The following is a 15176-nucleotide window of genomic DNA, read 5'->3' on the forward strand; positions in this document are numbered from 1 at the left end:
ATTGTCCCTCCTAGACCAATGCCAATTTGTATAATTTCTCAAGCTCCTGATCATTTCGATAGTCTGTATTTCTGCAGTTGTCCGCTAGCTCCCTTCGTATTTCCGAATTCTTATAAAGTGTTTCGATCCCAGCAGCAATCCCTTCAATGGATAGATCACATATCATCCCATCCACCCCGTCCTCCACCTGACTCTGAGCAGTTGGATAATTTGTAATCAAAACAGGCTTAGCAAGAATCTGTGCTTCCCCAACCGTCACAGCCTTTCCCTCATATCTTGAAGGCTGAACATATAAATCTGCTGCTTTCATAAATGGATAGGGATTCGTCCTTTTACCCAGTAAGATAAAATCTGCTGTTAGATCGTTGTTAGCTATTAGCCTGCTTAGCGTCTCTTCCTCGCCGCCATATCCGACTACATACCAGGAAATATTTGTATAGCCTCTATCCTTTAATAAGCTTAATGCCCTTACAGCATTATCCATGCCTTTTGCATGGGAAAGCCTCGCTACAGTGATTATTTTAAAGCGGGAATCCTTGATCATCGGATTTTCTATTTTTTCATCTGCCAAATTCTTTACAAGATCTGGTGCAGTTACATTTTCCATCACGATAACCTTATTTTCTAGTTCACTGTATTTCTCTATAAATGACTCCTTGCATGCATCCGAAACTGCGATAATGGTATCAAATTTTCGCCACATTTTTAGGTCCATACTTATATCTGTATAGACGGTTGAATAATCGGTATGAATCCAAGCAACCTTTCTCTTCGCACATACTTTTTCCGCAACAAAATAATGTGGCCAAAGGTAACTGATCGCCATATCATATGCCTTTTCTACTTTGGGTAGAAAAGGCAGGGCATATTTCCACATCAATTGCAGCTGGTAATAGCCTGGTTCATCAATTCGCTTCCATCTGCCATTCAATTCAGCAATTAGCTTAGATAAAATTCTTGACAAAGCAATGGAATAGTTTTTAGCCTTGATAATTTCGCCAATGGACTTTCTGAAGGTCGCATATTGGGCGATTTCCTTTAGCAAAGTTATGTTGGTTGTCAGCTGTTCCATAAAATCCCCTTCATGCCTATACAGCATTAACTCAACGTTGTGATGCTTATAATCGAAATGGTCAAGCATGCTAACCAAACTTCTCTCGACCCCGCCAACCTCCATGTCATAGGAAGCGATTAATATTTCCTTCATATGCTCCTCCTGTGTTCGATTGATAGATACCCATTAATGTTGAAATGGCATCATTCAAAGAATATCCACTGTATTCAAAAGCCGTGATGATCTTATTTATATTTCTTTCTCTGACAGATACAAGCTTCATTATTTTATCTGCCCAAGCAGCAGCCCCATCCGCGAGCGATAGCGTTGTAATCAAACCAAGATCTAAATCCGCTTCAGGCTGTATCGCTTCAGACACGACACAGGGCACTCCGCTTGCCTGTGCTTCTAATAAGACTAATCCAAGCCCCTCATACAAAGATGGAAAAACAAACACATCCATACTGTGCATCGCTGAGACGATATCCTTTTTAATTCCGGCAAATCTGATAGTTTCATCGAGTCCTTCTTTTTTTGCCATTTTTTCAAGCTTTACTCTTAAATCTCCATCACCGACCAGCAGCAGTTTTACCGAAGGATCCTTGGTAATGATTCTTTTCATTACCTCTAACAAAAAAGAATGATTCTTTGCTTCAATAAACCTGCCGACATGACCAAGCACGATACTACTTCCAAGCCCTTCTTCGACTTTAAACTTTCTTAAATCCTTTTTTGCTGGGATCAGGAACTTCTTATAATCAATGGCATTGGGAAAGTACGAATATTTTCCCTTTTTCAATCCCGTTTCGCCAAACAGATAGCTTCCTGCCTTATTGCTGCATGCTAATAACTTTGTGGAAAAGTGGTTGGTTATTAAGCGCATGAATGAAATATAAGCTTTCCTTCTAAAACCATTATCTATGTCTGAGGTAGTGTGGGCATGTGCGATTCTAATTTTGACACCAGCCAGAAAAGCGGCTGCATTTGCAATTCCTGTGTGAAATAAAGTATGTGAATGAACCGCTTTATACGGGCCATGTTTTTTCATTACATCGTAAAGTGCTTTAACGGATATGGTGTTGGACAGCCTGATGATTTTTCCACCTAGGTTCGTTATTTCCTGATCATAGGCTGCTTCCTTCTCACTATAGGAAACAAAGTGAAATTGAACTTTTTTGCGATCCATATTCCGGTAAATGTTCATCAGCATTGTCTCTGTTCCCGCCATGTTCATTGCACCAACTACATGCAGGATCTTTATCGGCATTGAACTTTTCATTTCTTTTCCCCTTTGCAGTATTACCCTGAATTGTCCCTCTCCTTCTGCCATCTAGCAAATTCAATTACTGTCTTATACTCATGTAGTTGACCTTTTTCAACTCCTGATTGCTTCAACGCTTTCACAAAATCCATCCATTCATTTTCAAGATATAGCTGGTTTGATGGATTTGAGCCAATCAGTGTACGCATATCCACATCCAGTACGATCGCAATCTTTTCCATGATTTGAATGGACGGGTTCTGATTGACATTTCGTTCGATATTACTTAAATAAGACTTTGATATATTTGCCCGTTCCGCACATTCAGATAATGTGAATCCTTTCCTTTTTCTTAGCTTCTGGATATTGTATCCTATCATTTGTTATACCTCTTGTTTTCCTAATATCATATAACGCCAATTACTGATGGTTTTATTTAGCGCATCCCTAAAGCATTTGATTACACGCAGCTGTTCTTCTCCAGTTAGACCTGATCCGGATGGAAGACATATCCCTGTAGCAAATAACGACTCCGCTACATGATCATTCTTTTCGTGGGGATAATAGCTCGCTCCCTGGAAAAGCGGCTGCATATGAAGGGGTTTCCATACGGGACGCACTTCTATATTTTCTTTTTGAAATGCTTTCAACAATTGGTTTACAGAAACCCCTGCTTTTGCCTCATCAATGGTTAATGTTGTGAGCCAGCGATTCGATTTTGTCTCTTTTAATTCCGGCATAAACCTAACCCCAGGCAAGTCTGCTAATCCATGGGTATAAAGTTCAAATAATCCTCTTCTCGCATGTACCCGGTCATCAAGTACTTGTAATTGTGTTCTGCCAACCCCTGCCAAAAGGTTACTCAACCGATAATTATAGCCTGTGACACTATGCTGGTAGTGGAGAGCTGGGTCACGTGCCTGGCTAGCTAAAAAGCGTGCTCTATTGATTGCCTCTACATGATCAGATACAAGCATTCCACCACCAGAGGTTGTAATAATTTTATTGCCATTAAAGGAGTAGATCCCAAACTCGCCTAATGTACCACTTGCCTTTCCTTTGTAAGTCGTTCCGAGCGATTCTGCTGCATCCTCAATAATCGATACGTCATAAAGGTCGCAAATTCTTTTGATTTCATCCATTTTTGAGCTTTGCCCATATAGATTTACCACAATAACAGCCTTGGGCAGCTCATCCTTGATGGCAGCTTCCTCCATTGCTCTGTTTAATGCTATTGGTGACATATTCCATGAATCTGGCTCCGAGTCGATAAAGACCGGCTCTGCACCCTGATATAAAATGGGATTAGCACTTGCAACAAATGTAAGTGTCGAACAAAACACTCTATCTCCTTTTGATACATCCAATAAGCAAAGAGCCAAATGAATCGCTGCTGTTCCCGAGCTCACAGCCACAGCGGCTTTTACGTCTACTGCTTTGGCAAATTCCTTTTCAAATGCATCTACATTCGGTCCCAGTGGTGCAATCCAATTTGTTTCAAATGCTTCATTTATATAGTGCTGCTCTCTTCCAGTCATGTGTGCCAATGATAGGTTAATTCTCGGTTTTGTCAACAAAACACCGCCTCTCTATTCTTTTTTCACCAGAATTCTTTCTATTATTCTTGTAGGACTACCCACAGCCTTGCTATACGCAGGTATATGCTCGATAACAGTAGAGCCTGCGCCAATTACCGACCAGCTGCCAAGATGCTTTCCGGGAATAACCGTGGCAGATGAGCCAACATGTACCCCTTCACCGGCAGTTACATTTCCTGCTAGTGTCCCATTTGGTGAAATATGGGAGAAGTCTCCTATCGAATTATCATGTTCTACCACAGCACCTGTATTGATAATCGAATGCATGCCAATAGTTGTATTTGCATTGACAACAGCATTTGGCATAATTACCGTACCGTTTCCGACCCTAGCTGATTTACTAACGACAGCTGTTGGGTGAATAACCGTTAAGTAGTGCTTAGGTAGCAGTCGTAAGCTTTGAACAATCTTTCTTCTGATTTCATTGGAACCGATTGCTACCACGACTTTGCTATCATGACGAAACAGCTTCACAAGGTAGGAAATAGGGGCATGAACCATTCCTCTTTCCTGAAATCTTTGATTATATTTATCATCCAAAATTGCCGTAACCTTATATTCCTCACCACAGAAAACCATTTCCTGGATGACCCTGCTATGGCCGCCATCTCCAAGGATGATGACATTCATCTTACAGCACCTCTTGGTTGCCATTGAATTTTTCCATCGTTACAGAGCCTTGCTGACTGATTCCTTCTTTTTTCAAAACCTTTACAATCGTTAGCCACAGGATTTTGCAATCTAGTAATAAATTCTGGTTATCTACATACCATGTATCCCGTTCAAATTTTTCATTCCAGGTTAGCGTATTTCTGCCATTGACCTGTGCCCAGCCTGTAATTCCAGGTTTTACATTTTGACGTCTTCGCTGTTTTCGATTATAAAGCGGGAGATATTCCATTAATAATGGCCTTGGTCCAACCAGGCTCATTTCACCTTTTAAGACATTGATTAGCTGGGGTAATTCATCTATGCTGTACTTTCTTAGAAATGCACCTAAAGAGGTTAGACGGTCTTCATCTGCTAACACCTCTCCTACTTTATCTGTCTGATTTAGCATTGTCCGGAATTTATAAAGATAAAATGGCTTGCCGAGTCGTCCTGGACGCTGTTGTTTAAACAATACGGGTGATCCCATTCTTATCCTCACAGCCACCGCTGTAAAAACAATTAATGGGGAAAATAATGTCATTAAAATAAAGGAAATGAAAAGATCCATTACTCGTTTCATCCATATCCCACTCCTTTAAGGAAATAAAAAACCCGCTGCGTCATGCACCGGTTGATTGTTAAAAGCTATTATTCTGGATATTTTCTCATATCCATTCGGATTGTTTCGCTGCCATCGCCATATGTCCTCACACATTGCTTCAATCCCTCTCTTTGCCTGCCAGCCGAGCTTTTCTTTAGCTTTATGCGGATTAGCATAGCAAATACTTGCATCCCCTGGGCGCCGCTTAGCAATCGTATACGGAATTGGTTTTCCTGAAGCCTTTTCAAATGCTGCTACCATTTCCAATACACTATAACCTTTGCCCGTTCCTAAATTATATGCATCGATTCCCGAACTGGACAAAACACTTTCCAATGCCTTTAGATGACCTAAAGCCAAATCGACGACATGAATATAATCCCTTACACCTGTTCCATCTTTCGTCGAATAGTCATCCCCAAATACAGTAAGCCGCTCTCTTTTCCCAACTGCCACCTGGGAAATATATGGCAACAGATTGTTCGGTATTCCATTAGGAGCTTCACCAATATGTCCACTTGGATGTGCGCCAATTGGGTTAAAATAGCGTAGTAACGCAACACTCCAGCTCTGATCGGAAAAAGCGACATCTCGTAATATTTCTTCAATCATTTGTTTTGTTCGCCCATATGGATTCACTGCATTCAATGCTGCTTCCTCATCAATAGGGACTTTATCTGTGCTGCCATACACAGTTGCCGAGGAACTAAACACCAATTTGTTCACTCGATACTGCTGCATCACCTCACATAAAATAATCGTACTTGCTATATTGTTCTGATAATACTTAAGCGGTACCGATATAGACTCACCAACTGCCTTAAGACCAGCAAAATGGATGACGGCATCAATCTTATTCTCTGAGAAAACTCCAGCGACCTTTTCCTTATCGAGTAAGTCAACATGATATGTCTTTAATGGTTTTTTAGTAATCTCAGATACTCGTTTCAGCGCCTCTGGATTACTATTTGAAAAGTTATCCAGCACAATAACTTCATACCCTTCATTTAAAAGCTCGACACAGGTATGACTACCAATATACCCGGCCCCACCTGTTACAAGAACAGCCATTTCCTTCCCTCCTTCTAAGCAAATTTTTCACCAAATTAAGAAGTCACTTCGGTATTGTATGTTTAAACTAATTACATTTTCGTAATAGTAAAAGACGAAGTAACAAACAATAATTCCAAAGTAGATAAATTTTTGATCCTTTTCTCTAAAGAGTTTCACAAGCCAAGAAATAAGAATTAATTGATAAAGCTGAAAATAGATAGCAATCCTTGCAAATATCCATTGCTCTGTAGAAATTACCATAAAGACAAATCCAAGTACGGACAAATTCACGATAAAATCACTCTTAGGGAAGATTGCTTTTAACTTTTCCCTCCCTAGATAGGTAATTAAAAGTGGTGCCGCACCAACAGCAACGCGAATAATATTTGCGCCACCTTCATCAAAACTAGCATAACCCTTGTATTGGGTATCCTCTAAAGCAGAAAATAATAGGTTAGAAAATTGTTCATATCCAATGACAATGATGACAGAAAGGATGATTAACGCAATCGTTGCCTTTGACCATGCTTTAAACCGCACTAAAAAATAAATTGGCAGTAAGATAAGTGCACTTTGATGAATGAATGATGCACAAATGATGATGATAGCATACTTGAAGAAACTACCTTCGATTAAAAATTTTAATGCTGTAAACGCAATTGCTGCTGCAAACATCTGTCTGATACCATTCATAGAAACTAAAAATAAACCACCTGTTATATATACATAGATACTAAGTTCAATCAATCTGGAATACTTATACAGGACAAGAATAATTAACAGGTTGGTTATCAGCGCCGATGAGAAAATTAGGATTTGCGGATCTTGTGATAGATAATTCTTTAAAATCATTTGGAATATCCCAAACCCAATATCCTTTTCAGATAGTACATACTCCCACGTAAAGTCATTCTCTTCAAAGATATTTCGATAATTAAATGTATCTCCAATATTTGCCCGAAGTCCAGATATGATTACAAGCGTTGCTATCGTTCCAAAGATTAAAAGCCTATTCGGTCTGAAGGAAACCGGAAGTCCGCCTGCTAAAGCAGGAGTTGCAAAATAACGAGCAGATAGAGCAAGACTGAATACAATAGCAAGATTTATCCAAAGTAACGTCATTTGAACTTTCCTTTCAGATAGTAGAAAACAAAGGGTTCACCAAGCTTATAGTGATTTAGTGGCCTGCACTTATGAAGACAGGGATGCTTCTCTAGCAGTGTGGGTAACTCACACATTGATTTCCCTTGTTTTCAATGTGACGTATAAATATAATAAAAACCCAAACGGCAAAGCTAGAATCGTAAGCATTTTTCTAGGTGTTTCCTGTAAAAAGTTCCGATTTTTATCGAAGAAGCTACTGGAAACATAATGGATCGCTTGCCTAAACTTAAACGAAGCATTAGCAAATGGTAATTTCATGAGTTCTTTCCGGTAAAAGGAGAAGCCTTTTGGATTCCTGCGATACTGATAGAGCATATTACTTGTTGAACCATCTGGCAGATATTCAACACAGCATAGGGTCTTATTCATTAATAACAGTTCATAATCCTTATCCAGCATATAATACTTGTATGCGAGTCCTACATATTTTTCACTTTTAAAGCGTGGATAGGCATATTTCCTTGTTAATTCTGTACGATAAACCAGTTTTTTATCACCCTTGACCCCATGCTTATAATACAAATCAAACAAGGTTGACCGTTGGATATGCTCAGGTAGGCTTGTTCCAATAAGCTGATTTGTTTGATCCGTATTAAGCCCGATCATGCCACTAACTTGATCACTGCCGTATTTGTTCCAAAATGATAAAATCAACTCAACTGCATCATCTGGCATATAATCATCAGAATCGATGCAAACATTGAGTTCTGTATCAATCCATTCATATGCTGTATTATGTGCCCCATGCATCCCTTGATTTTGCTGCTGATGATAATTTATCTGGATACTCGCTTCATTTATCCAACCTTCCACTAATTCCTTCGTGTTGTCTGTTGATCCATCATCAATAATTAACCAGATGAAATCGTTACAGGACTGCCTTTTCAAACTTTCATAGCATTGATGAAGACAATAGGCCCGATTAAATGTTGGAGTGAATATCGTTAAGCTTTTCATATGGCTCTCTCTCCTAATGATAAATAAGCGTCTTGTGTCTCTGCAGCTGTTTTTCTAATATCATAGCCTTTCTCTTGGAAGATCTCTTGGGTTATTAATCTAGGTTGCTTATTTTTTTTCAGATTGAGAATCGCCTCCACCCATTTATCTGTATTAGTCAAAGGTAAATGTTGTATGAGATTACATCCCATATCGACTTCCCGCGTTATCACATCGGAAATCAAACATGGCAGCCCAGCAGCTTGAGCCTCGATTAACGTTACAGGCAGACCCTCATGAATAGAAGGTAAATTAAATAAGTCAAATGCTTGAAGCATTCGGTCGATATCATTTCTAACACCGAGAAACTTCACCTTTTCTTCCAAATGCAAGGCTTTTACTTTTTCCTTAACCATTGGTTTTAATGGCCCATCCCCCGCTAATAAAAGAACAGAATTAGGATTCTTTTCACTCACCCCAGCAAATGCATCGATTAAAAATTGATGGTTCTTTTGAGAGTAAAATCTACCCACATGCCCAAGCACAAATGTATCCTGATCGATGTTTAATTCATTTCTAATCTCATTTCGAGTTCCATCGGAAAATTGAAATTTTTCTAATTCAATTCCATTTTTTAATATGAAAGCCTCTTGAAAGTTATCCTTAAATAACCATCTTGCAGCATATTGTGAACAAGCATAGAAGTGTGTTGCGTTTGTCAAAACATAACTTCCTGCATACCATTTATACGTCTTCTCGGCAAATCCACCCTCACTTTCCGTGTTATGGCTATGGGCAATTCTTATCGGGATATTTGCACGTTTAGCAGCACGGAGGATAAAGCCACTCATCTTATCCATGTGTGAATGGATGATTTTATATTCTCCATGTTGTTGAAAAAATTGCATTAGTCTACGATTATAACGAAAGTGGCCACCCTGTGTGACGTATGGTATTCGATGAATGATGCCACCCATGCTTTCGATTTCCGAATCAAAAACACCTTCGTTACAAGTAAGAAAATCGAATTGCACCTTTGAACGATCGACATGTCGATACAAGTTCATAATTAAGGTTTCTGCTCCACCACGATTCATATTCACTACCACATGCAAGATTCTTAATGGATTGCCCAAACCGACTCCTCCTGTTCCTCAATTTGTTCTCTATGGGTTTTATAAAGTGAGACTTCATTCAATATGGGTTTCCGTTCCTCCCCACCTTCACGTTTGAGATTTCTCACGCTTGGAGGTGGGGGTGTTACAGCCCGTTAATGCATGATAAATTTTACTTTTTTCAGCTAATATTTTGTTTACACTATACTTTGCCAGAATCTCACTTCGTCCCTTCCCGCCAAGTGTCTGCTTTACATCTTCTAACTTAGCAAGGGAAATAACTTTATTGGCGAATTCCACCGGATTCCATTCTGGTAAGATCCAACCATTTTTGTTATTGTGAACAAGTTCTCTATGCCCCCTATTATCAACAACCACGACAGGCAATCCACATGCCATTGCTTCCATAATATTGACTGGCAATCCCTCTCGAAAGCTTGACCCTACCGCTACATCACACATCGGCAGAAGCTTGTCAATATCCTTCCTGAAGCCAAGGAAATTCACCATATGTCTTATCCCAAGACGACTGGCTAATTCCTGACAGCTTTCCATCATATGTCCTTCGCCCGCAAGCAGAAGTTTGACATTAGGGACTTCTTCCTTCATTAAAGCCAGAGAATGGAGCAGAAATTGCTGATTTTTATTTTTATTAAACTCAGCCGCATAAAACAACAAAAAATCATCCGCTTGATAGCCGAATGACTTTTTCGCCGCCGATTTTTGATTTTCACTGATTGGTTTAAATCGTTCTGTATCCACCCCTACACCATGTACATGTTCAATCGTCCCTGCTTTAAACCGGTGTTTCGTTGCTAATTGATAATCTTCCTGATTAATGGTTATTAAACTATCCGTATGTCTGGCTAAATACTTTTCAATTGGATAATATATAAGCCAATTAAAAAATGGAGCTCCCTTACAGAAATGAAAACCATGTGCTGTATAAATGATCTTTGTTCCTCGTTTTCTTGCCTGCCTCGCAGCAAGCCGGGCAAGCACGCCTCCTAAGGGGGTGTGGCAATGAATGATCGAATAGTTATTTTGATCTATGATTCCCTTTAATTGTTTATATGCTTTTATGTTTGTTCGATGAAAAGGGGATCGCTCGATGGCAATGTTGTACTTGGTATCCGTATAGGCTAAATGAATAGTCCCTGCTGCAGCAACATCAACTTCCCATCCTTGTTCTTTAAACCACTTCATGTAAGACAAGTGAAAAGCCTTGAAGTGGTAGTCCACGGTTGCACAATACAATATTTTCTTTGACACTCTAACTCCCCCCTTAACGTATTACTTAGTCAATTCAGCCTCCACGACCGTTGAAAGATAATCCAATAAATCCTTTCGCAAATCCTCTCGCTGAATTGCGAATTCAATCGTTGTTTGGATAAAGCCCATTTTTTCCCCAACATCATAACGTTCTCCTGCAAATTCATAAGCATAGACTGCTTCAAGCTTGTTAAGTTCAGCTATCGCATCTGTCAGTTGAATTTCATTTCCAGCACCTGGTTTTTGTGTACTTAAAATTGCAAAGATTTTTGGACTTAAAATATATCTACCTACAATAGCTAAGTTGGAAGGAGCCTCTTCCTGCTTTGGTTTTTCGATTAAATGATGGACATTGTAGAAATGATTCTTGATCATACTGCCATCAACAATTCCATACCTTGAAACGTCCTTCCTTTTCACTGTCTTTACTGCCAGTATGGAAGCATTGTATCGATTATACTGATTAATCATCTGCTTGAGGCATGGGGTTTCAGCTTTTACAATATCATCTCCTAAAAGTACTGCAAAAGGTTCATCCCCTATGAATTTGCGTGCACACCAAATGGCATGCCCCAGTCCTTTTGGTTCCTTTTGGCGAATATAATGGATATCTACCATGTTGGAAGACTTCTGGACTTCGGTTAACAAGTCAAATTTGCGCTTTTCAATCAGATTCTGTTCCAATTCAAAGGAATTATCAAAGTGATCCTCAATGGCTCTCTTTCCTTTGCCTGTCACAATAATAATATCTTCAATGCCTGAAGCGATTGCCTCTTCGACGATATATTGAATCGTTGGTTTATCAACAATCGGAAGCATCTCTTTTGGCATTGCCTTTGTTGCCGGCAAAAACCTTGTTCCTAGCCCTGCAGCAGGGATAATTGCTTTTCTTACTTTCATTTATATAGACCTCTTTTCCTTATATGGATATAACTGACTTCGGTTGACTGACAGCTTCAAAATTAGCCAAATTTAATAATTCCCGTCTAAGGGTTTCCCTATCAACATGGTTATAGCTGCTGATGATTCTATTAATGTCCTCTATATAAAGATTTGCTGTTGTTTTTCCAACATATATTTTTGGATATACTTGCTGTTCATGGACTTCATTTTCCTTAAGTAATTCCTCAAAAAGCTTCTCTCCAGGTCTTATACCAGTAAATTCAAGTTCAATTTCATCAAGTGAGTAGCCAGACAATTTGATTAGATTTTTTGCAAGATCTATAATTTTCACCGGATCGCCCATATCCAAAACAAATATCTCCCCGCCTTTTGCTAATGCCCCTGCCTGGATTACCAGTCTTGAAGCTTCAGGGATGGTCATAAAATAGCGAACCATATCAGGATGAGTTACTGTCACCGGACCGCCTCTTGCTATTTGTCTTTTGAATAATGGAATTACACTCCCACGACTTCCCAGCACATTGCCAAATCGCACCGCAACAAACTTTGTCTTACTGCGTTTATCCATCTCCTGAACAACCATTTCAGCCAGTCTTTTTGAAGCTCCCATCACACTGGTTGGGTTTACCGCTTTATCCGTTGAAACCATGACGAACGTCTTTACATCGCTCGAGCTTGCTGCCTTTGCAACATTCATTGTCCCAATAATATTGTTCTTCACCGCTTCTTCTGGATTACGTTCCATTAATGGCACATGCTTATGGGCCGCTGCATGGTAGACAACATCAGGATGGTGTCTGGACATGACGTCCATTATTTTCTCTTCATCTTTGACGTCTGCTATTTCTGTAATAACATCCATTGAATTCGTGATAAAACTTTCCCTTAACTCCATTTCAATGGTATAAATGCTATTTTCACCATGCCCAAGCAGAATCAGTTTTCCAGGATTAAAACGGGAAATCTGACGTGTTATTTCCGATCCAATAGATCCACCTGCACCGGTAACCAGTACCGTTTGATGGCTAATATAGTCTGAAATACTTTCTATATCCATATCAACCGGATCTCTTCCCAGCAGATCCTCTACCTGTACTTCACGAAATTGATTAACTGAAATTTTCCCTGTCAGCAGATCTTCTAGTAATGGCATTATTTTTGTTTCAGCTTTTGTTTTTGCACATTCCTGAAAAATAATGTTTAATTCTTTTTTACTGAGAGATGGGATGGAAATAATGATATTATTAATATTCAGCTCTGTTACTATTTTTTCTATATCCTTTACACCACCCCGAACAGGGAGCCCCAAAATATCAAGCTGGTGTTTTCTTTCATCGTCATCAATAAAAGCGACTGGTAATAAATCCCCCTCATTTTTCTTTAGTAATTGCCTTGCAACCATTGTTCCAGCAGACCCGGCACCAACAATTAATGTTCTTTTTTTATTGTCTGATTGATTCATAATCAGATCACGATACATTCTCCAAGTGAACCTGGAACTGCCAATTAAAAATAGATGAAGCAACCAAGTTACAGCAAGCAGCCTGAAGAAGATCTCCTGTAAGACCATTCCCTGAAAAAGCACCGCTCCAATAATGGAAAAAGTAACCACCTTAAAAATAATTAACAGTTCCCTTATACTTGCATACTCCCACACCTTCTTATAAAGTTTAAATCTGACTGCAAAAAAATGATGGCAGAGAAGGATGGTTATGGAGCTTAATATTAGCGATAGATTAATAACATAAATCGTTGCATGAACAAGGAAACTGCTGATGAAAATGGCGGTTAACACAATGATGGAATCAGCAATAAAAAATAGGGACAGCCTTTGTTTATATGTCATATACTTCCTCCTTGTACAAGGTTTTATTGCTTATGTATGTAATCTGGGCATCTAACCCATCCTCACATCACACTATCGACGACTGGCGTCTAAGGTTGACTTCAACCCACAGCATAACCGAGTGCCTGCTTGAATAACGGCAAGTAGGCATCACCGAAGAATATTAATTCTCAATAACGAACAATCGCGTTTTAAAAAACCCCTTATCTGTCAATCATAATGGTTCCCATTAAATCTCCTTGAGAAAGCTCTAGTATTTTTCTTGCTTCAATAGCATTTCCAATCATTGTTTTACCTCGGTTGATGACCAGAATCACACTATCACACAGGTTTGCCAGTAACCGGGTTTCGGTAGATTCTAATACTGTTGGCGAATCGATTAATACCACATCATATAAACTGGTTACTTCCATTAGTAAATCCTTCATCGCCTCACTGTCTAAAAGCTCTGCTGGATTTAATAAGGTTGAGCCACTCGTTAAAATTTCCAATTTACCCATACCTGTTTTGCAAATTGCTTGATCGATTTTTGCCTTATGTGTAAGTACATCAGTAAGACCAACTTCATTTTGAAATTTAAAAATTTGGTGAATCACTGGTTTCCTTATGCTAGCATCAATAACAAGTATCCTCTCCTTTTGCCCTGCCATGGATACAGCTAAATTTGCCGTCGTTGTTGATTTACCTTCACCCTTACCTGCAGACGTGATCAAAAATACCTTTTTATGTTTCTTTTCTGTCAAAAATTTTATATTGGATCGAATGGTTCTAAATTGATCAGATATTGCCGAGTCAGGATTGGAATGTGTAACAAGATGCTGCCTTTTCAGATTAGATCCTTGACTTCTTTTACTAGATATCAATGGCTTCCCTCCTTATTTCCACCTGCTTTTTTTGTTTACTTTTTTTATAAACTAGTTTTTTCTTATTCATATTTGAAACCACTCCAAGCACAGGAACCCCTAGAATTTCTTCCAGCTCGTGTTCCTTTCTAACCTTTCCATCCAAGGAATCCAGCAGAAAGACAAGGCCAATCCCAGTAATAAGTCCAAAAACCGCTCCAATAATCAGCAGTTTATTCTGATTGTTTCCGTTGATTGGATATGGATTTTCCACGGCCGCTGAGAGTAACTGAACTTCTCGAAAATCTAATATGTTTGCAATCTCAGTTTTGTATACACTTGCTGTTGTATTGGCAATTGCAGCCGCCAATATAGGATCAGCGTCCGACACGGAGATTTTTATCACCTGTGACTCTTCCAACCGCTCAACTTCTATTTGGCTAGCGATTCCATCCGCTGATTTTGATAATTGCAATTCCTCGGTTACCCCATTCATTACAATGGGGTCTTTAATCATGACCATCAATGTACTCATCGACTCCCCTTCCGTACCTACAACAATCCTAGTGGATGCCTGATATACCGGGCTATAAGTTTGATTATTATAGACATAAGCTCCTAGTGTTGCGATGATTGTAATAAGAGCAATGATCCACAAGCGTCTTTTAATGACATCAAAAAAATCCTTCAAATTTATTTCTTTCACCTGATTTATATTAAAATACTGTTGCTGGTTTCCTTTACTCATATGAACCACCTTTTTATATAGGGATATAATGAATTCTATTCAAGCAGCCCTATTTTATTCTCTATAGAGAACGTTAACCCCAAAATAATTCCCCATTTCCGGTGATATTGATCATTCAAAAATTTCCAGAAT

At 39.1% G+C, this 15176-nt stretch carries 15 protein-coding genes; all 15 read right to left on the reverse strand.

Translation table 11 applies throughout. From position 1 onward, the window contains the following. Positions 1-10 precede the first annotated feature (10 nt). On the reverse strand, positions 11-1207 hold the full coding sequence (locus tag AC6HVZ_RS09720; RefSeq protein ID WP_497557954.1) for a glycosyltransferase: 1197 nt from the start codon (positions 1205-1207) through the stop codon (positions 11-13). Then, complete coding sequence (locus AC6HVZ_RS09725) at positions 1179-2333, reverse strand: glycosyltransferase family 1 protein (protein WP_497557955.1); 1155 nt, start codon at positions 2331-2333, stop codon at positions 1179-1181. Before AC6HVZ_RS09725 ends, AC6HVZ_RS09720 begins: the two co-directional genes overlap by 29 nt. A 20-nt stretch (positions 2334-2353) precedes the next feature. Beyond that, positions 2354-2695, reverse strand: a complete 342-nt coding sequence (locus AC6HVZ_RS09730; protein WP_497557956.1) for a helix-turn-helix domain-containing protein — start codon at positions 2693-2695, stop codon at positions 2354-2356. Positions 2696-2698: 3 nt separating this feature from the next. Then, a complete protein-coding gene (locus tag AC6HVZ_RS09735) occupies positions 2699-3853 on the reverse strand; it encodes a DegT/DnrJ/EryC1/StrS family aminotransferase (protein ID WP_497558013.1) in 1155 nt (384 codons plus the stop codon). 51 nt (positions 3854-3904) lie between these two features. Then, entirely contained in the window at positions 3905-4543 is a 639-nt protein-coding gene (locus tag AC6HVZ_RS09740; RefSeq protein WP_497557957.1) for an acetyltransferase, read from the reverse strand. 1 nt (position 4544) lies between these two features. Continuing rightward, positions 4545-5144 carry a sugar transferase gene (locus AC6HVZ_RS09745; RefSeq protein ID WP_497557958.1) on the reverse strand — a complete coding sequence of 200 codons (600 nt, stop codon included), beginning with the start codon at positions 5142-5144 and terminating at the stop codon, positions 4545-4547. Between the two features lie 15 nt (positions 5145-5159). Next, positions 5160-6236: a UDP-glucose 4-epimerase GalE gene (galE, locus tag AC6HVZ_RS09750; RefSeq protein ID WP_497557959.1), complete on the reverse strand. Its 1077-nt coding sequence runs from the start codon at positions 6234-6236 to the stop codon at positions 5160-5162. Positions 6237-6263: 27 nt separating this feature from the next. Continuing rightward, positions 6264-7340, reverse strand: coding sequence for an EpsG family protein (locus tag AC6HVZ_RS09755; RefSeq protein WP_497557960.1), 1077 nt, complete (start codon positions 7338-7340; stop codon positions 6264-6266). Between the two features lie 108 nt (positions 7341-7448). After that, positions 7449-8339 carry a glycosyltransferase family 2 protein gene (locus AC6HVZ_RS09760; protein ID WP_497557961.1) on the reverse strand — a complete coding sequence of 297 codons (891 nt, stop codon included), beginning with the start codon at positions 8337-8339 and terminating at the stop codon, positions 7449-7451. Continuing rightward, on the reverse strand, positions 8336-9454 hold the full coding sequence (locus tag AC6HVZ_RS09765; protein ID WP_497557962.1) for a glycosyltransferase family 1 protein: 1119 nt from the start codon (positions 9452-9454) through the stop codon (positions 8336-8338). Before AC6HVZ_RS09765 ends, AC6HVZ_RS09760 begins: the two co-directional genes overlap by 4 nt. Before the next feature lie 87 nt (positions 9455-9541). Further along, entirely contained in the window at positions 9542-10705 is a 1164-nt protein-coding gene (locus tag AC6HVZ_RS09770) for a glycosyltransferase family 4 protein (RefSeq protein WP_497557963.1), read from the reverse strand. A gap of 21 nt (positions 10706-10726) precedes the next feature. Continuing rightward, positions 10727-11605, reverse strand: a complete 879-nt coding sequence (gene galU / locus AC6HVZ_RS09775) for a UTP--glucose-1-phosphate uridylyltransferase GalU (protein ID WP_497557964.1) — start codon at positions 11603-11605, stop codon at positions 10727-10729. Between the two features lie 19 nt (positions 11606-11624). Further along, positions 11625-13454 (reverse strand): polysaccharide biosynthesis protein, encoded by a 1830-nt coding sequence (locus tag AC6HVZ_RS09780; protein WP_497557965.1) that lies wholly within the window; start codon positions 13452-13454, stop codon positions 11625-11627. A 203-nt stretch (positions 13455-13657) separates the two neighbouring features. Continuing rightward, on the reverse strand, positions 13658-14317 hold the full coding sequence (locus AC6HVZ_RS09785) for a CpsD/CapB family tyrosine-protein kinase (RefSeq protein ID WP_497557966.1): 660 nt from the start codon (positions 14315-14317) through the stop codon (positions 13658-13660). Beyond that, positions 14307-15044 (reverse strand): YveK family protein, encoded by a 738-nt coding sequence (locus AC6HVZ_RS09790; RefSeq protein WP_497557967.1) that lies wholly within the window; start codon positions 15042-15044, stop codon positions 14307-14309. Before AC6HVZ_RS09790 ends, AC6HVZ_RS09785 begins: the two co-directional genes overlap by 11 nt. Positions 15045-15176 lie beyond the last annotated feature (132 nt).

This window comes from Oceanobacillus sp. NCCP-135 (genome assembly GCF_059698015.1).

Bases quoted from the DNA above. Each gene is read 5' to 3' on its own strand.
- AC6HVZ_RS09720 (WP_497557954.1), bottom strand. From the start codon at position 1,207: ATGAAGGAAATATTAATCGCTTCCTATGACATGGAGGTTGGCGGGGTC.
- AC6HVZ_RS09725 (WP_497557955.1), bottom strand. From the start codon at position 2,333: ATGAAAAGTTCAATGCCGATAAAGATCCTGCATGTAGTTGGTGCAATG.
- AC6HVZ_RS09730 (WP_497557956.1), bottom strand. From the start codon at position 2,695: ATGATAGGATACAATATCCAGAAGCTAAGAAAAAGGAAAGGATTCACA.
- AC6HVZ_RS09735 (WP_497558013.1), bottom strand. From the start codon at position 3,853: ATGACTGGAAGAGAGCAGCACTATATAAATGAAGCATTTGAAACAAAT.
- AC6HVZ_RS09740 (WP_497557957.1), bottom strand. From the start codon at position 4,543: ATGAATGTCATCATCCTTGGAGATGGCGGCCATAGCAGGGTCATCCAG.
- AC6HVZ_RS09745 (WP_497557958.1), bottom strand. From the start codon at position 5,144: ATGAAACGAGTAATGGATCTTTTCATTTCCTTTATTTTAATGACATTA.
- galE (WP_497557959.1), bottom strand. From the start codon at position 6,236: ATGGCTGTTCTTGTAACAGGTGGGGCCGGGTATATTGGTAGTCATACC.
- AC6HVZ_RS09755 (WP_497557960.1), bottom strand. From the start codon at position 7,340: ATGACGTTACTTTGGATAAATCTTGCTATTGTATTCAGTCTTGCTCTA.
- AC6HVZ_RS09760 (WP_497557961.1), bottom strand. From the start codon at position 8,339: ATGAAAAGCTTAACGATATTCACTCCAACATTTAATCGGGCCTATTGT.
- galU (WP_497557964.1), bottom strand. From the start codon at position 11,605: ATGAAAGTAAGAAAAGCAATTATCCCTGCTGCAGGGCTAGGAACAAGG.
- AC6HVZ_RS09780 (WP_497557965.1), bottom strand. From the start codon at position 13,454: ATGACATATAAACAAAGGCTGTCCCTATTTTTTATTGCTGATTCCATC.
- AC6HVZ_RS09790 (WP_497557967.1), bottom strand. From the start codon at position 15,044: ATGAGTAAAGGAAACCAGCAACAGTATTTTAATATAAATCAGGTGAAA.